This is a genomic window from Fictibacillus halophilus, from assembly GCF_016401385.1.
Lineage (GTDB): Bacteria > Bacillota > Bacilli > Bacillales > Fictibacillaceae > Fictibacillus > Fictibacillus halophilus.
In genome coordinates, this window is the sequence record NZ_JAEACF010000001.1 from 2011936 (window position 1) to 2032877 (window position 20942).

Genomic DNA, 20942 nt, shown 5'->3' on the forward strand with positions numbered 1-20942 from the left:
CAATTTATCACTATTTTTGACAAACTTATAAAATTTAATCACAATGTAATATTATAATAAAACTCTCTCGGTTTTACCAGTAAAATGATGAAAATAAAAAAGCGCAATCATTTGCGCTTTATTTATAAGACTTACCTTGGAACAAATTGTAGATCACATTTGCTGATTCTTCGACAGCCTTATTTGAGACCTCAACCACTCTGCATCCAATCTGATCAACGATTTTGTTAAAGTAGACAAGCTCGTGCTTGATTCTTTCCATGTTTGCGTAGTTCGCTTCAGAGTTTAAACCAAGCGCTTTTAAACGTTCTCTACGTATATCGTTTAATTTCTCAGGCGTTATCTTAAGACCGAAGCATTTGTTAGGTGAAACTTTAAACAATTCTTCTGGTGGTTCTACTTCTGGAACAATAGGTACATTCGCGACCTTTAAACGTTTATGTGCTAAGTATTGTGAAAGTGGTGTTTTTGAAGTTCTTGAAACACCGATTAAAACAACATCTGCTTTCAATATTCCTCTAGGATCTCTGCCATCGTCATATTTAACGGCAAACTCAATAGCTTCTACTTTTCGAAAGTAATCATCATCAAGTTTATGCACGACTCCGGGTTCATATCTCGGAACTTGATTCAGCCGAGATTGCAGCTGATTCATAATCGGACCCATGATGTCAACTGTAGGGATGTTGTACAACGCAGCCTGCTTAGCAACGTACTCGCTTATTTCAGGCACGACAAGTGTAAACGCAATGATCCCGTTGTGATCCTTCGCTAATGAGATGACTTCATCAATCGTCTCTTTATCTTCCACATAGGGAACTCTCTTAATCTCTATTCCGTTTGAATTAAATTGGCTCGCCGCCGCTTTAACAACCAACTCTGCCGTTTCTCCGACTGAATCGGATACGACATATACGATAGGACGTCCTGTCATGTTGGCCTCCCCATTCAATTATAGTAATTCGTCATGTGCTAGTTCTACAAAAGCTTTTGTAATATTCGTCTTCGTAATCCTTCCAACCACATCAAAGCCACTCTCATCCTCTGAGCGTTTAACTACCGGAAGACAATCGATTTGTTTCCGGATCAGAATGTGTGCGATATCTAGTAGAAAATCCTCTTTAAAGCAATATGTGATATTAGGCATTCTTGTCATAATAATGTTGATCGGGATACTGTTAATCTCTTGTTTTCCCATACTTGCTCTTAATAAGTCTTTTCGTGAAGCTACGCCAGCAAGATGTCCGTTCTTATTAATGATAAATAAAGTTCCAACATCCTCCAAAAACATCGTACAGATAGCTTCATAAACCGTCGCAGAATCTTGTACGACAACAGGCATCGATGTGAATTCAGCAACTTTAATCTTCTTTATTTTTTCCGTTAGGAGCTGAGAACCTGTCTTCCCCGTATAAAAATAACCGACTCTTGGCCTTGCATCTAAATAACCTGCCATCGTTAGAATAGCAAGATCAGGTCTGAGTGTTGCTCTTGTGAGATCTAGTTGATCTGCGATTTGTTCTCCTGTAATAGGTCCGTTATCTTTAACAATTTCAATGATTTTTTGCTGCCTCTTATTAAGTTCGATCGTGTACACCACCTTTTGCCGCATCCAATGTGTTATACTTATTCTCATTATTATAACCTATTTGTGTGAGAAAGCGAACTAAAAAAACTGTAAAGAATGAAAGCTTCACAGTTTTTCACGATAAATCATCTAATTGTTTCAGAAATTTCTTGGATTTAAGAAATACTCCTGAATATTCGTCCATGTAGGCGTCAAATAACATTCGAAGCTCCCTTTTCGTTTCTTTTTTTAAAGAAACGTTTCCGAGCCTAGCAAGATCTAGGTGATAGAACATATGGAGCAGCTTTACTGAACCTCTTGAAATCTGCATCCTGTAAGGATCTTTGTATGAACACCTTTCGCAGAGGAAACCTCCCTCTCTAATCGAGAAAGAAAAATCGCCTTCCGTTGAGTGACATGAAACACATTTACTTAGTTCAGGTACGATTCCGGATATTTTCATAATTTTCATTTCGAATAAAAAGGTTATAACCTCGGGATCTATACCATGATTGATATATTCTAAAGATTGTTTGATCCATCCGTAAAGGTCCGGTTTAAGATCACCCTCAGAAGTATTTCTATCTAATAGTTCTGCTAAATAAGCAGCATAAGCTGTCTTAACCAGATCTTCTCTTATTTTTCTAAAAGAGGATAACGCTTCACCTTGTTGTAAAGTTCCAAGCCCTCTACCTTTTTGAAAAACAAAAATTCCGTATGTAAAAAGTTGCGTAATGGAAGTAAAGCGGCTTTTGGGTTTTTTGGCTCCCCTTGCCATTACGCCTACTTTCCCAAATTCTTTTGTATACAAAGTGATGATCGTATTGGATTCACCATACGGAACGGTTTTAATGACGATTCCTTCCACTTTATAAAGCAAGGTAAATCACCACCCTCTCAATCAAGGAGGCACCGTAGTTACTTATTAATGAAATGGAGGTTCCTCAAGAGACTCTTCATAAGGAATAACTGCTGATAGTGCTGTTATTTCATGGTCTAGCTCTTTGTATAACAAATAGGTATCAATACTGCCCGTTTCACAGAATACTTTCCAAGTAAATTCTTTCATGTTGGACACACCTTTCTATTTGTTTTTTCTCCTGTAATAACTAGGTTCACCTTAATTGTTTATTTCATGTCAAGGAAATTTTAACAGTTTTTTACTTTAGATGTATTCGCCAAATTGAAAGTGGTTGATTTACATTCCGGATACTCGCTTTCCGCGGGGCGGGCGGTGAGCCCCCTCGCCGCTACGCGCCTTGAGGGGTCTCACCTGTCCCACTCGTCCCGCAGGAGTCTCGCATCCTGCATTCCAATCAACCATGCAATAATGACAAACTTAGAAATGCTTAAGTATAAACTTTAGTAAAAAATTAATACTCATCCTCGTTAAAACCGAACTCGGTTAGCTGCTTTTGGCGGTTTCTCCAGTCGTTTTGTACTTTTACGTACAATTCTAAGAAGACACGCGATCCTAAGAGCGTTTCGATGTCTGCTCTTGCTCTTTTACCGATCTCTTTTAGCATCTTTCCTTGTTTCCCGATAATGATTCCTTTTTGAGACGATCGTTCTACGATGATTGTTGCGTTCACAAACACGACGTTCTTTTCTTCTCGTTCTTTCATCTCTTCAATCACTACTGCAACGGAATGAGGAATTTCTTCACGAGTAAGGTGTAGAACTTTCTCGCGGATTAATTCTGCCGTTATAAAACGCTCCGGATGATCAGTTACTTGGTCTTCAGGGTAAAATTGCGGCCCCTCTTCCATGTAGGAAACGATCTGTTCTAGAAGTGTGTCCACATTGTTTCCGTTAAGTGCAGAGATCGGCACAACTTCAGCAACGTCTAATTTATTTCTATACATATCAATAAGCGGCAACAATTGATCAGGATGTACTTTATCGATTTTATTGATAACTAGAAAAACAGGATTCTTCACATTTTGAAGTCTGTCGATAATGAACTGATCACCACGGCCATACCCTTCTTCTGCATTTATAACGAACAGGATAAGGTCGACTTCATTTAACGTTTGCTGTGCCGTTCTTGTCATAAAATCGCCTAGCTTGTGCTTCGGTTTATGAATACCTGGTGTATCAATAAAGATGACTTGAGATTCTTCTGTTGTATAAACCGCTTGAATCTTATTTCTTGTTGTTTGAGGCTTGTCACTCATTATGGCGATTTTCTGTCCGATCACTTTGTTTAAGAGTGTGGATTTACCTACATTAGGTCTCCCGATAATCGTAACAAAACCAGATTTATAGCCTTCTTTAGTCATTTAGATCCTCCGGTGAAAATGCTCCAGGCAATAAATCTTTTACTAAGATCTCCTGTACATCACCTTTAAGGTTCGTTAGATAAACAGGCATTTCTGGCGGACATAATTCAGAGATAACTTGTCGGCATGCCCCACAAGGAGGTACAGGACGCTTCGTATCTGCTACAACTGCAATTGCACTGAACTTCGTGTCACCTTCTGTATACGCTTTAAATAACGCGGTACGTTCAGCACAGCACGTTAAACTGTACGCAGCGTTCTCAATATTCGCTCCGTTATATACTTTACCATCAGCCGTAAGAAGAGCTGCACCTACTTGAAACTTCGAGTAAGGTACGTAAGCCTTTTCACGTGCGATTTTCGCTTGATCCATCAATTGTTCTTTATTCATTACTCTTTCACCTTCTTAACAAAAATAGCTTCATACTATCTATCAGCGGTTCAATAAATAGCAGTATACCGATTATAACAGCAAATATTGAAAAAACCAAAACTGCACCTGCAGCAGCATCTTTTGCCTTCTTTGCGAGTGGGTGTTTATTCTCTGTTATAAGATCCACCGTACTCTCGATTGCAGTGTTTATAAGTTCAAGTGCTAATACGACTCCGATTACAATGAATAATAGGACAAATCTTTCTTTAGAAAAATCAAGTGCAATCGCGATAATAATCACGATTACACTCATAAAGGTGTGGATTTTAAAATTTTGTTCCGATTTAAAAGTTGCAATTATTCCTTTAAAAGCAAAGCCAAAACTTGAGAACAACTTTTTCCAATCGATCATCTTTTCAGACCATATTGCTCCAGAATCTCTTCTTGTCTGCCAAACATTCTTTTTTCATCTTCATCGTTCATATGATCATAACCTAACAAATGCAAGAAGCCGTGAACCGCAAGAAAACCCATCTCTCTGTCTAGAGAGTGTCCGTATTCTGCTGCTTGCTCCTTGGCAACATCAAGACAGATGATTATATCCCCTAAGAACCTTGTCTCTTCTCCACCGATGATCTCTGTCTCATCTTCACCCATTTCTTCCATAGCAAAAGAAATAACATCCGTCACACTATCTTTTTGTCTGTATTCTTTGTTTATTTCCTGAATTCGCTCTTTTGTCACGATCGTTACAGATACTTCCGCTTGACCTGTTTTCTCCATCTCTGCTGCTTTTTCAAGAACTTTGCTTAATAGCTCTTGAAATTCAGAGCTGTTTTCATCGATTTCGTTCAAATACTCTACATGTAGCATCATTGTTTTTCCACCTTTTTTGTTTCTTCTGGATACTCAATTCGGGAATGAAAAATTCCCTTTAACGTTTCTGTAAGCGTTTTTGCAACTATGTCTAATTCTTTTAGCGTAATATCACATTCATCGAACTGACCATCTTCTAGCCTGTCGTTAATAATTTTTCGAATGATTCCATCGATTTTAATTGGTGTAGGTTTTGACAGCGATCGAACTGCCGCTTCTACAGCATCAGAGATCCCGATGATCGCAACTTCTTTTGTTTGAGCTTTTGGGCCAGGATATCGGAAGTCTGATTCTGCTACTTCCTTGTCTGATAGTTGAGCTGCTTTATGATAAAAGAATTTTAACAGTGTTGTTCCATGGTGCTGTTCAGCGATATCGATAATCTCTTTCGGAATCTTTTCTGCCCTGAGCATATCAGCTCCATCATATGGGTGAGCTGTGATGATGGTCTTACTTAACTGTGGTGCTATCTTATCATGCGGGTTGTCCATATTCATCTGATTTTCAATAAAAAAATGCGGTCTTTTTGTTTTTCCCACATCGTGGTAATAGGATCCAACTCTAGCTAGTAGCCCATTAGCCCCTATAGACTCACATGCCGCTTCTGAAAGGTTGGCGACCATGATGCTATGATGATACGTCCCTGGGGCTTCCATGAGCACTTTTCTTAGAATAGGATGGTTAGGGTTTGAGAGCTCGATTAACTTTGTCACAGATAAAATGTTAAACGATGATTCTATGACCGGAAGAAGGCCTAGTGTTAACACAGCTGAAACAAAACCTGATATAGCTGCACAACCAAGATCTAAACCGATCTGCAGAGATGTAAATTTTCCGTTTTGCAGCAATAGGACACTCGCTACGGTTAGGATGGCTATAAAAGAAACGAAAAATCCAGCTTGCAAGATTTTCGAACGTTGTTGTGTCTTTCCTAAAAACACGATACCTGAAATACCGTTAAATAAAACATACATACTCATGATAAAGTTAAAATTTCCGGCTGTTTGTTCGTTGAAGATCAATGCAGCACTAAATGCAAAGATAATGGTAGAAACGACTGCAAGCTCTTCGTTGAACAACATCTTGATCATCATCGCACCTGCCGCAACAGGTACAGCATACATGAGACTCATCAGACCAAGTTCTGTACTAACACTCAGCACTTTCATCACAACGAGTGTTAAGGTGAACAATAGCGCATAGATGGTTACATATTTTCGAAAATGCTCTTTCTCACGCTCTTCTTTCATAAAATAATATAGACCAGCCATCACGATCAGTACAAAAAGAAACAATCCGTAATAAGGATACGTTTTCATTTCCTGATCTAATAATCCAACTTTTTTGAGCCTATCAAAGATCTCAGGCGTGATCACTGCCCCGCTTTTCACGAGAACTTCCCCTTCTCTGATCACAACCTCTTCTACTTTGTCGCTCGCTTCTTTACGTTTTTGACGTGTTTTCTCTGTATCTAACGTTCTGTTAGCGATGATAAAGCTTCTCGTAATTTCTTCTGTTGCATTTCGAAGAGAATAAGGGAGATTATTATCACGTATTAGCTGGATAGCTTCACTTCTTGCTTCTTCGACTTCTTCGACCATTACGGGCTCAGATAACACTTTATTTACAACATCAGGAGCTAAATTTTTCACATTATTCAATTCTGCTTTACTCGCTTCAGCGAGTGCGATATACGTTTCATCTGATATATCAGACTTATTGATCGAATCTTTTAATTGAATGACTTTTTGTTCTAAAGTAAGAGTAGTCTCATCTTCCTTTTTCTTCTTTTCTTCAGATTCGGTGATCGTTATAACGATATCTAATAAATCCTTTAATGCTTCTGCCTGTACTAAGGCGAGGTCTTTATTAAAGGTATACTCATTCTTGACACTTTCTTCAGCAAGCTTCTTTCTGGCTTCTGTCTGATCTTCTAAAGGGATCGTGATCGGTGATTGAATGTCCCGTGGTGAACGCTCATAAACGTTAACATCCACTACATTAGGAGTTACGTTGCTAACTAACAGGGAAAACAGGATGATTCCCATAACGATAAAGGATACTGTTGCTACACTCAAACGAAAGTAATTAGACAAAAGATGCCTGAAATTGGCCAAACGCTACCACTCCTTAAACTGTACATCCTATTCTAATCTTAGCAAAAGTTGGTCAATTATGGTACTTCTCATAAAGAAAAGCTTAGTTAATTGGCTTATTTATTCAATTTGCCACTAAATCCCTCTATACATACAGAAATAGGACTGCTGATCATCCTTTAAGACAAAGAAAAAAGACTCCATAATGGATGGAGTCCTTAGTCTTCGTATGTTTCATATGCTTCAATAATTCGTTGAACAAGCGGATGACGAACAACATCTAATTGTTTTAAGTATATAAAATCGATGCCTTTAACGCTTTCAAGCCTTTTTTCAGTTACTTTCAATCCCGATTCTTTTCCACGAGGAAGATCTATTTGTGTAAGATCACCTGTGATGACCATCTTCGATCCAAAACCAAGACGCGTTATAAACATCTTCATCTGTTCTGGTGTAGTATTTTGAGCCTCATCTAATATTACAAAGCTTTCATCAAGCGTACGGCCTCTCATGTACGCCAGTGGAGCAATTTCAATCGTACCTCGCTCGATTAGCCTTTCTGTATGTTCGGCCCCTAGAAGGTCATGTAGAGCATCGTAGAGGGGACGTAGATAAGGATCTACTTTTTCTTTAAGATCACCTGGGAGAAACCCTAAGCTCTCACCCGCTTCAACAGCAGGACGAGTAAGGACGATCTTTTTCATCTTACCTTCTTTTAAAGCGTTGACTGCCATAACAACCGCAAGATAGGTTTTCCCTGTACCAGCAGGACCGATACCAAAAACGAGGTCGCGCTTTCTCATGGACTGCACATAATGACGCTGTCCTAGCGTTTTTACACGGATTGGTTTTCCTTTTGCAGTAACAGCAATATCTTCTTCATAAAGCTCACTTAATTCATCTAGCATATTTTTTTCTGCAAGCTGAACAGCGTAAACAATGTCTCTTTCTGAGATTTTGATACCTTTTCGCACCAACTTCAGCAAGACAAACAGAGTCTCTTCAACCATTTCGGCTTTATTCAGTTCACCAGATACTAAAATGTCTTCTCCTCTAGTGACGATACTAACGTTAAGCTTGTCTTCAATCACCTTTAAGAAAGCATCGTTAGGCCCAAAAAGTGAAGCTGCTTCTGTCGTATTTTCGAGTTGTAATGAATTAAGTCTTTTCGTTTCTGACAAACTACTCATTCTCCTTGTTGGATAGGTATAGGTTGTGCAGATGCAATATTTTCAATTACTTGGTAGAGCATCGTTAGTTTAACTTTACCATTCGAGACGTTTTGTTGCCAAACTTTTTCGCCATTAATTTTTGCATCATCAGGCAATTTTTTTGAAAGTTCTTTCTTCGCCATCTTTTTTCCTACTTCAATTGCCTCGGCTTTCGTATAAGAACGTTTTACTCCATCCGTTTCCCTGATCTCTTTCTTTATATAAGAAAACGGCATTTTCCATTTAGCTAGATATAGAGGTGATTCGTTTAGTGTTTCCGTTTTATCTTTAAATTCTCCTTCTGAAAATCCATAAACAGGAACATTTAGTCCAAAAAGTGAAACGAAATGCCTGTTTTTGTACTTGCCGGTGTATGTTTGAAAGGAAGTGTTCAAAGGTACTTCAACCTCTGTTTGATACCAGACTTCTCCCCAAATTTCACCTTTCGCACTTACAAGCTGCGGTTTTTTTTCTTTTCCGATCAAACCTGAGACTAACAACGATCCTTTTTTAACATAGTCGTTAACACCTACGATAGGTTGTCCCTTTTCGACAAATACGGAGTGAATCACAGCTTCCTTTGTTGCGACAAGATGTCTTGGCCCTGTAACTTGCTTTGCTTCTGGAATCTCTTTTTCGACCACTTCAAATCGGTATGATGTACCATGCTGAGTGACACCAATCCAGGTAACGTTATCCATCTTCTCTGTTAAATCCCGCTGTATCTCTCGAACGTTCGGCAACAAAAAAATAAATTTACCTTTTGTGACTCCAAGTTCTACAGCTGCTTTTCTTAACTCATATTCTGTCTTAGGATTTGCCCCCGTAACATTTATATTCCAAATCATATTAGATAATAAAAATAATAGACAAATAAACGAGAGCATACCTAGGATAAATCCGTTCCTCTTCCACATTCTCTTCAGAAGAAAAGGCGTCCCTTTCTTTTCTTTAATCCTGATCTTCAACTTGTTTTCTTTTAAGATTCCTCTTGCTTTTTGTACATCTGAGACAGATATGGAGACGAGTGCACGGTTGTTTTCAAGAGGCTGTATATCCCAAATTTGAATACCTGATTGAATACACGTATTGATAAATGAACTAGAATCTTGTCCAATAATTTCTACCCTTACGTACCCTTTCAAATGGTTCCATTTATTTTTCATCTTGTCCCTCCCTATGTTTAGAGTGTTATTCGTTTTCGAAGTCGACAGAAGAGATCGTACCTTCTAATAAAATTTCTTCAGGTAAGATCGTTTTAATAACAAACTCACTTCCTTTTATATGAAGAACGCCTTGTTTTAGTTTGAGTGTGAGCTGTTCATTTGAGAAGGCCTTAACACCCCTATGGTTCTCAATATAGATGTGCAGTTGTCCAATCATCGTGATTCGGGGTAAATCCATCACTACATCTGCTGGTAGCTCAAGGTTTTGCATCATCCACTTGTTCACTTGCTGCCGCAATTTGCCCATAAAAAAACCCCCTCTCTCCATTTTTATGAGAGAAGGGGGGAAACTATCACTCTAATTACAAGTTACCTTTAGTTAAGAACGTTTTTGCAACGCTTTAGGCTTAGAAAGAATCTCTGACCATATGACCGCTTTTTGTAATTCTTGTTGATTTACTTTAAAATCGTTCATTATTGTATCTTCTTTATCTTGATATCGGTTAGAGACTTTTTCTGCTCGCGCTTTATTCACTTCACGTGTATATGAAGGTTGTTTGTATACTTTTTGATTGATTTTATCCTTTTCAATTTCAATCGATTTTTTAACTTCTTTAACTCGAGGCTCAGCGGGTAAACCAAAAGGTGAAACCGTTTGTTTTGGTGCTTCTGCTTTCCGTCGATTCGGTTCCGAACGTTTCGTTTCCTTCATTTCTTTTTGGCGTTTAAAGACACTATACAAGCCGCCTGCTATCAGAATAACAAAAGCGATATTAGCAAGTAGGAGTTCAATAATCGCTTCTATAATGTTCATCCCTACAACTTCCGTCCTTTTTCATCATCCTCTTTATCAGGGGTTGATGATTTACTGATCGATTCACGCATCGTAGTGTCTGCCATAATGTTCTTCATGTTCATATAATCCATAAAACCCATGTTTCCAGAACGAAGAGCTTCTGCTAATGCCATTGGTACTTCTGCTTCTGCTTCTACAACTTTCGCTCTCATCTCTTGAACTCTTGCTTTCATCTCTTGTTCTTTCGCTACAGCCATCGCACGTCTTTCTTCTGCTTTTGCCTGAGCGATATTTTTATCAGCCATCGCTTGATCTGTTTGAAGTTCTGCTCCGATATTCTTGCCAATATCGATGTCTGCAATATCAATGGACAAAATCTCAAAAGCCGTTCCAGCGTCCAATCCTTTAGAGAGGACCGTCTGTGAAATCATATCGGGATTCTCAAGAACTTTTTTATGATTTTGAGAGGAACCGATTGTTGAAACGATCCCTTCACCAACACGAGCGATTACTGTTTCTTCACCTGCTCCACCTACCAGCCGTTCTATATTTGCACGAACGGTAATTCTTGCTTTTGCTTTCACTTCAATACCATCCAATGCAACACCGGCAATAAAAGGCGTTTCAATCACTTTAGGGTTTACACTCATTTGAACTGCTTCAAGTACATCACGGCCTGCAAGATCAATGGCAGCTGCTCTTTCAAAGCTGAGTTCTATATTTGCACGATGAGCAGCAATCAAAGCATTTACTACTCTGTCAACATTTCCTCCTGCTAGATAGTGACTTTCGAGCTGGTTCGTACTCAAATCTAATCCTGCTTTAACAGCTTTAATCAATGGGTTAACTACACGATTCGGAATAACCCTTCTTAATCTCATCCCAACTAACGTAAAGATCCCTACTCTCACTCCTGCTGCTAGAGCAGAGATCCATAACATTACGGGCACAAATGTAAACAAAACGGCTAAAGCGATTACGATCAATCCTATGACAACAATACTGGCGATCGATCCAAATTCTAACATCTACACACTCTCCATTCATTATTTATTCGTTATTTTCAATAGCTCTCACTACAACACGTCCACCTGAAGCTTTAATGATTTTTACCGGCGTACCTTTTTCAATATACGATCCTTCAGTTACTACATCTAAGAATTCATCATCAAGCTTCACACTTCCAGACGGTCGTAGAGTTGTCGCTGTGATTCCTATCCGGCCTGTTAAGTCTTCTCGTTCTTTATGAGATAAGTAACCTTTTTCAGAGCTTGTAGAATCAAATAGAACGAGTTTCTTTAATGACCCGTTATAACCAAATGATCGTAAGAAGAAATAAGATCCAATAATTGTAACAACTATCGCTATGGCAATAGCGATTAAAATTCCTGATAATGATCCACCTGCCATAATCAAACCTGTTAACACTGCGACCACCCCCAGTATACCGATAATACCACCCGGCAGAAACAACTCTAGGATCAATAAGATCAGTCCAACACCAAATAATATGAGTGCTTCCCAACCAGCTAGCCCCGCTATCATATGACCGTAAAAAAACAACAATAATGATAATGCACCGATAGAGCCTGCAATCCCAAAACCAGGTGTATAAAGCTCTAAAACAAGCCCTAGGCTTCCTAATGATAAAAGAATAGGCACTACGACAGGGTTTGTAACAAAGCGCGCTACCTTGTCAGCAAAAGTAGGATTAGACTCTAAAACTTTTGCATCTTCCAAATCCAGGTATGCTAATAATTCTTGACGATCTTCTGCGATTTTTTCTGCATAGCCTACTTTCAATGCTTCACTAGCTGTAAGAGTAAGCAGTTCACCTTTTTCTAATCCAAGCTCAGGAATCTCAACGTCTGGGTCTACCATCGCCTCAGCATAAATTGGAGCTCTATCGTTCAGCTCTGCTGCTGCAAGCATTTCAGCTTTCCAGGCAGACTCTGCTTTTTGTCCAGCGGTATTTCCTTGACTGTCGATCACTGCGGCAGATCCGATTGTAGTAGATGGCTTCATAACAATCTGGTCAGCGTTTAAAGCGATATACGCTCCTGCTGAAAAAGCGTTTTTAACCACATACGCTGTGATTGGAATTTCTGATTCTCTCATGACTTTTGCGATATGTAGTGCAGCGTCTACTCTGCCTCCAGGAGTATAAATCTCTAGAACGATATGATCAGTTCCATCTTTCTCTGCCTTTTGGATACTCCGATCTAAAAAAGCTTCAAGGCCTCTTTCTACTTCATGTTCTACAGGAATGAAAGTAACTATCTTCCCTTTCCCTGCTGAAAATACATGGGAAGTTGAAAGTACACCATAAATACCCCAAATCAGACAAAGCATATAGATGAATAATCGAATCCTTTTCACAAACTAACACCCCCTCCACTCTATTTTACGTTAATTTGTGGAAAAAAGTTTCAAAAAATAAGAAAACGCCCTGTATAAATACAGAGCGTTTGTCATTTCAATTATGATAATTGTTGCTGAACAATACGATTAACGAGTCCGCCATCGGCTTTCCCTTTAACTTTAGGCATGAGCGCCCCCATAACTTTACCCATATCAGCTTTAGAAGCAGCACCGATTTCAGAAATAGTTTGAGCAACGATTTCTTGAAGTTCTTCTTCCGTGAGCTGTTTTGGTAAATATGGCGTAAGAACAGCAATTTCATCTTGAAGTCCAGCGACTAAATCATCGCGGCCAGCTTTTTCGAATTCTTGGAGGGAGTCTTTTCTTTGTTTCATTTCGCGTACAAGAACGGTAAGCTCTTCTTCCTCGTTTAATTCACGCCCCTGCTTGATGGCTTCATTTTGAAGTGATGCCTTAAGCATGCGAATTACAGAAAGCTTTTGCTTGTTCTTGTCCTTCATCGCTTGTTTCATATCTTGATTTAATTCATTAAGAAGACTCATATTACTTACTTACACCCCGCTTAGAACTTACGCTTTCTTGCTGCCTCAGCCTTCTTCTTACGCTTTACGCTTGGCTTTTCATAATGCTTGCGCTTTTTAACTTCAGCCAATGTTCCATCTTTGGAAACGGATCTTTTAAAACGACGAAGAGCATCATCAATGGATTCATTCTTGCGAATACGTGTTTCTGCCATTTGTATTTCCCTCCCTCCAGACCACCCTTACATAAAGTAAAGATGCGTCACATATCTTTTGCCATTATAATATATCCTTGCAATACGGTCAACTTAATTTAAACAAGTTGGTCTTAAGATAAGGAAAATGACTTAATAGTAAAAATTAATAATCTGAAGTAGATGTGCCGCCTTCTACAATCGCGATTCCCGCACTTGCTCCAATACGTGTTGCACCAGCTTCGATCATAGCCAAAGCCGTCTCGCGGTCACGAACAGCGCCAGAAGCTTTAACACCGATGTTCGGGCCAACCGTTTCACGCATTAATTTGATGTCTTCAACAGTTGCTCCACCAGTAGAGAATCCTGTTGATGTTTTTACGAAATCAATTCCTGCTTTAACAGCGATCTCACAAGCTTTAACTTTTTCTTCGTTTGTAAGAAGTGAAGTCTCAATGATCGCTTTTGTTAAAGCTTTGCCTTTAGCTGCTTCAACAACTGCACGAACATCTTGTTCAACTAACTCGTAGTTGCCATCTTTTAATGCACCAATGTTGATAACCATATCTACTTCAGTTGCACCGTTTTCAATCGCATTCTTCGTTTCGAACGCTTTTACTTCTGGAGTGTTTGCACCTAATGGGAAACCAATTACTGTACAAACAGCAACATCTGATTCTTTTAGTTGTTCAAATGCTGTATAAACCCAAGTTGGATTAACACAAACAGAAAAGAAATTATATTTTTTAGCTTCCTCACAAAGAGTTAAGATTTCTTTCTTTGAAGTTTCAGCTTTTAATGCTGTGTGGTCGATCATTCTTGCAACGTTTAAATTGCTCATTTCAACAAACCCTTTCTAAATAAAAAAATTAAACACCGTTAGTATCATAACAAATTTTTCGACATAAATCGAGCATCTTAAAAATTTTACATAAACGCCTAGAAACCTCTAGCAGGATTAAAAAAACATCCTGGCTTGAACTCCAGGATGTTAGCTTGAAACAGCTTGCTTTAGGATTTCTTCCATTTCTTGTTTTACAAATACACCTTTATTATAAGGATACCCAGCTTCAGTGATTTTCACTTTCACCAATTTCCCAATCATCTCTTCGTTTCCTTCAAATAAAACTTTAAGATAGTTAGGTGTGTATCCTACGTATAGTTTGTTCGTAGGGTCTTCTTTAAATGCCTCTTCAGGAATTACCTCAACAACTGTATCTTCGTAGTTAGATGCATATTCTTTTGCTAATTGATCTGAGAGGGCGATCAGCTTGTGTACGCGTTCGTTCTTAATATCCTCTGGAACTTGATCCTCCATCTTTGCAGCTGGTGTGCCAGTACGCTTGGAATATGGGAATACATGAAGTTCCATAAATTTGTGTTTCTCGATGAAACGATACGTCTCCATGAACTCTTCCTCTGTCTCACCTGGAAACCCAACAATTACATCTGATGTAATCGCAAGTCCTGGAAGTGCTTCTTTTAGACGGTCTAATCTTTCACCGAACATTTCCATAGAGTATTTTCTTCTCATTCGTTGAAGCACGGTATTAGACCCTGATTGTAGTGGTATATGAAGATGAGGAACTACTTTGTCTGATCTGCCCATAACTTCAATCACTTCATCAGAGATCTGGCTAGCCTCAATGGATGAGATACGGATGCGTTTTAAACCAGTGATGTTCTTATCAAGATCATCCAACAGCTTTGCAAAAGAATAATCCTTCATATCTTCTCCGTATCCAGCTGTATGAATGCCTGTTAGAACGATCTCTTTGTAACCAGAATCTACAAGCTGCTGAGCTTGAGAAAGTACATCTTCAGGTTTCCGAGAGCGAAGGAGGCCTCTTGCCCAAGGAATAATGCAAAATGTACAGAAATTATTGCATCCTTCTTGAATCTTAAGTGAAGCTCGTGTTCGATCGGTAAATGCAGGAACATCTAGTTCCTCATACACACGTGCTTTCATGATGTTCGACACACCATTAATAGGCATACGTTCTTCTTTATATTGTTGAATGTAAGTAAGCATTTTAGAACGGTCTTGTGTGCCGACAACAACGTCTACCCCTGGAATCGCCATAATCTCTGCAGGCGAAGTTTGAGCGTAACAACCTGTTACACAAATAACAGCGTCCGGATTTTTCCGGATAGCTCTTCGTATAACTTGTCTGCTCTTTTTATCTCCCGTATTTGTTACGGTACATGTATTGATTACATAGACGTCTGCTGTACTATCAAAATCTGTACGTTCATATCCTTCAGCTTGAAACAGCTGCCAGATTGCTTCAGTCTCATAATGATTTACTTTACAACCTAATGTATGAAATGCAACGGATGGCATATTGATCACCCCTTTAATTCAAAATGATAAGAAATAGCTGATAACAAGTACAACGGTGCTGTTTCTGTCCTTAATATCCTAGGACCCAGCCCGCACAATAAGAATCCATGATCACTTAACAAGGTTGCTTCTTTATCACTGATGCCACCTTCTGGGCCGACCACACAAAGGATTGAGTCTCCTATTTCAGCTGTACGTAAAGCAGAAGCAAATCTAGAGATTTCCATCTGTTTTGCCTCTTCTTCAAACGCAACGATTTTTATCTTATACTGTTCTGCCATTTTTAGCAAATCAGAAAAAGAACCAGGATTCAAAATGTCTGGAACCCGGTTTCTATGTGATTGCTCTGCTGCTTCTTTTGCAATTTTCTCAAGTCTTTCTTTTTTCTTCACCGCTTTTTTGTCATCCCATTTTACAACAGATCGGTCTGCTGAAAATGGAAAAAAGGACAAAGCCCCGAGTTCGGTACCTTTTTGGATGATGTATTCTAACTTATCCCCTTTTGGCAGTCCTTGAGCAATGGTAACAGAGACAGGAAGCTCAGCCTTTTTCTCGATATCATTCACAATCTTCGTCTCTACTTCGTTACCGTCAACCTCTATGATTTCACACAAAGATGTACGACCTTTGTTATCACAGCAGATGAAATTGTCTCCTACTTGCATTCTCATCACCTTTAAGATGTGCTTAGCATCATCCCCTGTAATCGTAACAGAGTCATCTTTCCAGTTTTCTGATGAAACAAAGTACCTTTGCATGAAATGCACGTCCTATCCTATTGCTTATTTTGGGCAACGATCGCAACCCAATCTTCCATTTCTAATACTTCCACGATCGTAAGTCCATGCTCTTCCAATTTAGCTTTTACATCGCGCTTTTTGCCTTGGATGATCCCAGACGTAATAAAATAACCACCTGGCTTCAATACTTTAGCTGTATCTTCAACAAACAAGAGTATAATCTCTGCTAAGAGATTCCCTACTACAAGATCAACTGGACCTTCAATCCCCTTTAAAAGATCATTCTGATCAACATGCACTTTTTGGTTTACTTTGTTCAGCTTTACATTAAGTCGTGCAGAATTCACTGCCACTTCATCCAGGTCATACGCCTCAACTTTATTGGCACCTAACATAGCTGATGCGATGCTCAATACACCAGATCCCGTTCCTACATCAATAACTGAATCACCTTCAGCTATATATTTTTCAATAGCTTGCAAACTCATGACAGTAGTTGGGTGTGTTCCTGTACCAAAAGCCATACCTGGATCAAGCTCAATAATAAGTTCATCTGAATGTACAGGTTTATAATCTTCCCATGTAGGAGTGATTGTGATCCGTTTTGAGATCTTTACTGGTTTATAATACTTTTTCCAAGCAGTCGCCCATTCTTCCTCATTTACTTCTGATATTGAAATCGTGTTTGCTCCGATATCAATATCGTATTTCACAAGATTTGTGATCGCTTGTTTGATCTCTTCAACCGTTTCACCTAAAAAACTGTTGACGGGTAAGTAAGCTTTTAAAATTACGCCTTCAGAAGGATAGTCAGAAGGGTTCAGCTGATAGATTTCGCCAAATACGGATTGACGCTCTTTAGAGAGGTCATCTACATCCTCAATCACAACTCCGCTAGCTCCCGCCTCATGTAAAATATTCGATACTGGTTCAACAGCTTCCTGAGTAGTGTGGATGCTAATCTCTGACCATTTCATCATATCAACTCCGTTTGTTAGTTTGGCTTTTAGAAAAATTAAGATATTCCTTTGGCATGAGAGTGGTTGATTTCCACTCCAGGCTGCTCGCTTCCGCGGGGCAGGCGGTGAGCCACATTCGTAACGTTTCACTTTTAAGTGTCTCACCTGCCCGCCTGTCCCGCAGGAGTCTCGCACCTTACGTTTCAATCAACCTGCCATAGATGTTAATACATACAAAACTAAAAGCTTTTAGAAAGTTTTTTAATGCATGTAGGAACAACTTAAGTTTTTATTGCAAGAATTATTATTCGCCTTTAAAGGCGCGTTTTACTTTGTCGAAGAATCCATCTTGTTGTTCATCTGGCATGCTTCCGCTGATTTCTGAGAAGTCGCGAAGAAGCTGTTTTTGTTTTTCTGTTAGATTTTTAGGTGTGATGACTTTGATTTGAATGTGCTGGTCACCTTGACCTCTTCCGTGAACGTTTTTAACACCTTTTCCTCTTAAGCGGAAATGAGTTCCTGTCTGTGTTCCTGCTGGAATCTTCAGCTTAACTTTTCCGTAAAGTGTTGGAACTTCAATCTCATCACCAAGCGCTGCTTGCGAGAACGTTAAAGGCATCTCACAAAGGATATCATCTCCATCACGCTCGAAGAACTCGTGATCCGCTACTTGGAACACAACATAAAGATCACCTGCAGGACCGCCGTTCACACCTGCTTCGCCGTGTCCAGACATACGGATTTGCTGGCCGTTGTCTACACCAGCTGGCACTTTAACAGAAATCTTTTTGTTTCTGCGCACTTTCCCATTTCCATGACACGTCTTACATTTTTCTTTTACGATTTTACCTTTTCCACTACAGTGGTTACATACTCGACGATTAACAATACGGCCAAACGGTGTATTCTGTTCAACATTCAGCTGACCGCTTCCATTACAATGTGTACACGTTTCAGGCTTTGTTCCTGGCTTAGCACCCGATCCATGACATGTTTCACAAGATTCTTCTGTAGGGATCTGTATCTCGGTTTCTTTACCGAAAACCGCCTCTTCAAAAGATAGTCTAAGTCCATACTGAAAATCATTTCCTTGACGAGGACCGTTTGGATTTCTCCGTCCTCCCCCTCCACCAAAGAACATATCAAAAATATCGCCAAAGCCGTCAAAACCAGCTCCACCGCCACCGAATCCTTGGTTTGGATCAGTATGGCCAAATTGGTCATAATGAGCCTTCTTTTGAGGATCACTCAGTGTTTCGTAAGCATCTTTTACTTCTTTAAATTTATTTTCCGCATCTGCCTCTTTATTTACATCTGGGTGATACTTTCTGGCAAGTTTACGGTATGCTTTTTTCACCTCATCGTTTGAGGCATTTTTATCTAATCCAAGTACTTCGTAATAATCTCGTTTACTCATATAGGACACTCCCGAATTCTCACATAAAAGTTATCTTACCATTGAATACCACCTGACTCAAGACGAAAACTGCAAAGGTTTTGTTACGGTCTTAAGTCCAATGAACTCATCGTTAACTCAGAAAAAAAGTCAAAGTCAAGATGACCTGACTTTGACTTTTATCTGCTAAAGGTTACTTTTTATCGTCGTTTACTTCTTCATAATCAGCGTCAACGATGTTGTCATCGTTCTTCGTTGATTGTCCTTCTGCATCACCTTGTTGAGCTTGAGCTTGTTGAGCTGCTTGCTCATAAAGTTTTACAGAAAGTTGTTGAACGATTTCGCTCAAAGCTTCTTTTTCTTTCTTAATCGCTTCGATATCGTCACCTTCAAGAGCTTTTTTCAAGCTTTCTTTAGATTCTTCAGCTTTCTTAACTTCAGCCTCGTCTACTTTACCTTCAAGGTCTTTCAACGTTTTATCAACTGTGAATACAAGCTGATCCGCTTCATTTCTAGCGTCGATTTCTTCACGTTTCTTCTTATCCGCTTCAGCATTTTCTTCAGCGTCTTTTACCATGCGATCGATCTCTTCATCAGAAAGCCCTGTAGAAGATTTAATCGTGATGGATTGTTCTTTGTTCGTTCCAAGATCTTTTGCACGTACGTTTACAATACCGTTCGCATCGATGTCAAAGCTCACTTCGATTTGAGGTACTCCACGTGGTGCTGGTGGAATCTCAGATAACTGGAATCTTCCAAGCGTCTTATTGTGCGCTGCCATCTCACGCTCTCCTTGAAGAACATGGATATCAACAGACGTTTGGTTATCAGCAGCTGTTGAGAACGTTTGAGATTTTGAAGTTGGAATCGTCGTGTTACGATCGATCAATCTTGTAAACACGCCGCCCATCGTTTCAATACCCAATGAAAGAGGTGTTACGTCAAGAAGAACAACATCCTTCACATCACCAGCAAGTACTCCACCTTGAATGGCAGCACCAAGTGCAACTACTTCATCAGGGTTTACGCCTTTATGTGGCTCTTTACCTGTAAATTTCTTGATTGCTTCTTGTACAGCAGGAATACGAGTCGATCCACCAACAAGGATAACTTTATCCAGGTCAGAAGGTGACATTCCAGCATCATTAAGTGCTTGTCGAGTAGGTCCCATCGTACGTTCAACTAAGTCTGAAGAAAGGTCTTCAAATTTTGCACGTGATAAGTTTAACTCTAAGTGCTTAGGTCCAGAAGCATCAGCTGTGATAAACGGTAATGAGATTTGTGTAGTTGTTACACCAGACAGATCCTTCTTAGCTTTCTCTGCAGCATCTTTTAGACGTTGTAGTGCCATTTTATCTTGAGATAGATCAATACCGTTCTCTTTTTTAAATTCGCTTACTAGATAGTCGATGATTACTTGGTCAAAGTCATCTCCACCAAGCTTGTTATCACCAGATGTTGCTTTTACTTCGAAGAACCCATCACCTAGTTCAAGGATAGATACGTCAAACGTACCGCCACCAAGGTCAAATACTAGGATTGTTTGGTCTTCATCCTTTTCAAGGCCGTAAGCCAATGCTGCTGCTGTTGGCTCGTTCACAATACGCTCAACTTGAAGTCCAGCAATCTGTCCAGCATCTTTCGTAGCTTGACGCTGTGCATCATTGAAATAAGCCGGAACTGTAATTACCGCTCTTTCAACTTTTTCTCCAAGATAGTCTTCAGCATGAGACTTTAATTTTTGCAGGATGATCGCAGAAATCTCTTGTGGCGTAAAATCTTTGCCTTCAACCGTTTCTTTGTGATCTGTACCCATATAACGTTTGATTGACATGATCGTGTTTGGGTTTGTTACAGCTTGTCGCTTTGCTACTTCTCCAACTGAACGGTCTCCATCTTTGAATGCTACAACAGATGGTGTTGTACGGTTACCTTCCGGGTTTGGAATTACTACCGCTTCTCCACCTTCCATAACAGCTACACAAGAGTTTGTTGTACCTAAGTCAATACCGATGATTTTACTCATGTTTTTTCCCTCC

Annotated in this window: 23 protein-coding genes; all 23 read right to left on the reverse strand. The window is 39.5% G+C overall.

From position 1 onward, the window contains the following. Positions 1–118: 118 nt before the first annotated feature. The 23 genes from I5J82_RS10555 to dnaK all read right to left on the reverse strand — a co-directional run bounded on the left by I5J82_RS10555 (position 119) and on the right by dnaK (position 20929). A complete protein-coding gene (locus I5J82_RS10555) occupies positions 119–934 on the reverse strand; it encodes a pyruvate, water dikinase regulatory protein (RefSeq protein WP_198767822.1) in 816 nt (271 codons plus the stop codon). 18 nt (positions 935–952) lie between these two features. Continuing rightward, positions 953–1636 (reverse strand): transcriptional regulator CcpN, encoded by a 684-nt coding sequence (gene ccpN, locus I5J82_RS10560; protein WP_233096457.1) that lies wholly within the window; start codon positions 1634–1636, stop codon positions 953–955. A gap of 67 nt (positions 1637–1703) precedes the next feature. Next, positions 1704–2447 carry a DNA repair protein RecO gene (gene recO, locus I5J82_RS10565; protein WP_198767823.1) on the reverse strand — a complete coding sequence of 248 codons (744 nt, stop codon included), beginning with the start codon at positions 2445–2447 and terminating at the stop codon, positions 1704–1706. Between the two features lie 45 nt (positions 2448–2492). Next, a complete protein-coding gene (locus I5J82_RS10570; protein ID WP_082861442.1) occupies positions 2493–2636 on the reverse strand; it encodes a YqzL family protein in 144 nt (47 codons plus the stop codon). A gap of 304 nt (positions 2637–2940) precedes the next feature. Beyond that, entirely contained in the window at positions 2941–3849 is a 909-nt protein-coding gene (era, locus tag I5J82_RS10575; RefSeq protein WP_198767824.1) for a GTPase Era, read from the reverse strand. After that, on the reverse strand, positions 3842–4240 hold the full coding sequence (locus I5J82_RS10580; RefSeq protein ID WP_198767825.1) for a cytidine deaminase: 399 nt from the start codon (positions 4238–4240) through the stop codon (positions 3842–3844). Before I5J82_RS10580 ends, era begins: the two co-directional genes overlap by 8 nt. Before the next feature lie 7 nt (positions 4241–4247). After that, a complete protein-coding gene (locus I5J82_RS10585) occupies positions 4248–4634 on the reverse strand; it encodes a diacylglycerol kinase family protein (RefSeq protein WP_198767826.1) in 387 nt (128 codons plus the stop codon). Continuing rightward, positions 4631–5098: an rRNA maturation RNase YbeY gene (gene ybeY, locus I5J82_RS10590; RefSeq protein WP_198767827.1), complete on the reverse strand. Its 468-nt coding sequence runs from the start codon at positions 5096–5098 to the stop codon at positions 4631–4633. Before ybeY ends, I5J82_RS10585 begins: the two co-directional genes overlap by 4 nt. Beyond that, on the reverse strand, positions 5095–7215 hold the full coding sequence (locus tag I5J82_RS10595; protein ID WP_198767828.1) for an HD family phosphohydrolase: 2121 nt from the start codon (positions 7213–7215) through the stop codon (positions 5095–5097). Before I5J82_RS10595 ends, ybeY begins: the two co-directional genes overlap by 4 nt. Positions 7216–7412: 197 nt before the next feature. Beyond that, a complete protein-coding gene (locus tag I5J82_RS10600; RefSeq protein WP_144698989.1) occupies positions 7413–8375 on the reverse strand; it encodes a PhoH family protein in 963 nt (320 codons plus the stop codon). A gap of 5 nt (positions 8376–8380) precedes the next feature. Continuing rightward, a complete protein-coding gene (gene yqfD / locus I5J82_RS10605) occupies positions 8381–9571 on the reverse strand; it encodes a sporulation protein YqfD (protein ID WP_198767829.1) in 1191 nt (396 codons plus the stop codon). Positions 9572–9596: 25 nt separating this feature from the next. After that, a complete protein-coding gene (yqfC, locus tag I5J82_RS10610) occupies positions 9597–9878 on the reverse strand; it encodes a sporulation protein YqfC (protein WP_137788840.1) in 282 nt (93 codons plus the stop codon). Between the two features lie 72 nt (positions 9879–9950). Then, a complete protein-coding gene (locus I5J82_RS10615; protein WP_198767830.1) occupies positions 9951–10385 on the reverse strand; it encodes a hypothetical protein in 435 nt (144 codons plus the stop codon). 2 nt (positions 10386–10387) lie between these two features. After that, positions 10388–11395, reverse strand: a complete 1008-nt coding sequence (floA, locus tag I5J82_RS10620; RefSeq protein WP_198767831.1) for a flotillin-like protein FloA — start codon at positions 11393–11395, stop codon at positions 10388–10390. 22 nt (positions 11396–11417) lie between these two features. Beyond that, positions 11418–12746 (reverse strand): NfeD family protein, encoded by a 1329-nt coding sequence (locus tag I5J82_RS10625; RefSeq protein WP_198767832.1) that lies wholly within the window; start codon positions 12744–12746, stop codon positions 11418–11420. A gap of 101 nt (positions 12747–12847) precedes the next feature. Then, on the reverse strand, positions 12848–13291 hold the full coding sequence (locus I5J82_RS10630; protein WP_197133216.1) for a GatB/YqeY domain-containing protein: 444 nt from the start codon (positions 13289–13291) through the stop codon (positions 12848–12850). A gap of 20 nt (positions 13292–13311) precedes the next feature. Further along, the gene (rpsU, locus tag I5J82_RS10635) at positions 13312–13485 is read right to left on the reverse strand and encodes a 30S ribosomal protein S21 (protein ID WP_066237650.1); all 174 of its coding nucleotides are present in this window, start codon (positions 13483–13485) and stop codon (positions 13312–13314) included. A 145-nt stretch (positions 13486–13630) separates the two neighbouring features. After that, entirely contained in the window at positions 13631–14305 is a 675-nt protein-coding gene (deoC, locus tag I5J82_RS10640) for a deoxyribose-phosphate aldolase (RefSeq protein WP_198767833.1), read from the reverse strand. Between the two features lie 150 nt (positions 14306–14455). Next, a complete protein-coding gene (gene mtaB, locus I5J82_RS10645; RefSeq protein ID WP_198767834.1) occupies positions 14456–15808 on the reverse strand; it encodes a tRNA (N(6)-L-threonylcarbamoyladenosine(37)-C(2))-methylthiotransferase MtaB in 1353 nt (450 codons plus the stop codon). 5 nt (positions 15809–15813) lie between these two features. Continuing rightward, positions 15814–16566 (reverse strand): 16S rRNA (uracil(1498)-N(3))-methyltransferase, encoded by a 753-nt coding sequence (locus I5J82_RS10650; RefSeq protein WP_198767835.1) that lies wholly within the window; start codon positions 16564–16566, stop codon positions 15814–15816. 17 nt (positions 16567–16583) lie between these two features. Further along, a complete protein-coding gene (gene prmA / locus I5J82_RS10655; RefSeq protein ID WP_198767836.1) occupies positions 16584–17525 on the reverse strand; it encodes a 50S ribosomal protein L11 methyltransferase in 942 nt (313 codons plus the stop codon). Positions 17526–17811: 286 nt separating this feature from the next. Continuing rightward, positions 17812–18924, reverse strand: a complete 1113-nt coding sequence (gene dnaJ, locus I5J82_RS10660; protein WP_198767837.1) for a molecular chaperone DnaJ — start codon at positions 18922–18924, stop codon at positions 17812–17814. A gap of 172 nt (positions 18925–19096) precedes the next feature. Continuing rightward, entirely contained in the window at positions 19097–20929 is a 1833-nt protein-coding gene (gene dnaK / locus I5J82_RS10665; protein ID WP_198767838.1) for a molecular chaperone DnaK, read from the reverse strand. Positions 20930–20942 lie beyond the last annotated feature (13 nt).

Coding starts and splice junctions, on each gene's coding strand:
- I5J82_RS10555 (WP_198767822.1), bottom strand. CDS start 934: ATGACAGGACGTCCTATCGTATATGTCGTATCCGATTCAGTCGGAGAA.
- ccpN (WP_233096457.1), bottom strand. CDS start 1,636: ATGAGAATAAGTATAACACATTGGATGCGGCAAAAGGTGGTGTACACG.
- I5J82_RS10570 (WP_082861442.1), bottom strand. CDS start 2,636: ATGAAAGAATTTACTTGGAAAGTATTCTGTGAAACGGGCAGTATTGAT.
- era (WP_198767824.1), bottom strand. CDS start 3,849: ATGACTAAAGAAGGCTATAAATCTGGTTTTGTTACGATTATCGGGAGA.
- I5J82_RS10580 (WP_198767825.1), bottom strand. CDS start 4,240: ATGAATAAAGAACAATTGATGGATCAAGCGAAAATCGCACGTGAAAAG.
- I5J82_RS10585 (WP_198767826.1), bottom strand. CDS start 4,634: ATGATCGATTGGAAAAAGTTGTTCTCAAGTTTTGGCTTTGCTTTTAAA.
- ybeY (WP_198767827.1), bottom strand. CDS start 5,098: ATGATGCTACATGTAGAGTATTTGAACGAAATCGATGAAAACAGCTCT.
- yqfD (WP_198767829.1), bottom strand. CDS start 9,571: ATGAAAAATAAATGGAACCATTTGAAAGGGTACGTAAGGGTAGAAATT.
- yqfC (WP_137788840.1), bottom strand. CDS start 9,878: ATGGGCAAATTGCGGCAGCAAGTGAACAAGTGGATGATGCAAAACCTT.
- I5J82_RS10615 (WP_198767830.1), bottom strand. CDS start 10,385: ATGAACATTATAGAAGCGATTATTGAACTCCTACTTGCTAATATCGCT.
- floA (WP_198767831.1), bottom strand. CDS start 11,395: ATGTTAGAATTTGGATCGATCGCCAGTATTGTTGTCATAGGATTGATC.
- I5J82_RS10630 (WP_197133216.1), bottom strand. CDS start 13,291: ATGAGTCTTCTTAATGAATTAAATCAAGATATGAAACAAGCGATGAAG.
- rpsU (WP_066237650.1), bottom strand. CDS start 13,485: ATGGCAGAAACACGTATTCGCAAGAATGAATCCATTGATGATGCTCTT.
- deoC (WP_198767833.1), bottom strand. CDS start 14,305: ATGAGCAATTTAAACGTTGCAAGAATGATCGACCACACAGCATTAAAA.
- mtaB (WP_198767834.1), bottom strand. CDS start 15,808: ATGCCATCCGTTGCATTTCATACATTAGGTTGTAAAGTAAATCATTAT.
- I5J82_RS10650 (WP_198767835.1), bottom strand. CDS start 16,566: ATGCAAAGGTACTTTGTTTCATCAGAAAACTGGAAAGATGACTCTGTT.
- prmA (WP_198767836.1), bottom strand. CDS start 17,525: ATGAAATGGTCAGAGATTAGCATCCACACTACTCAGGAAGCTGTTGAA.
- dnaJ (WP_198767837.1), bottom strand. CDS start 18,924: ATGAGTAAACGAGATTATTACGAAGTACTTGGATTAGATAAAAATGCC.
- dnaK (WP_198767838.1), bottom strand. CDS start 20,929: ATGAGTAAAATCATCGGTATTGACTTAGGTACAACAAACTCTTGTGTA.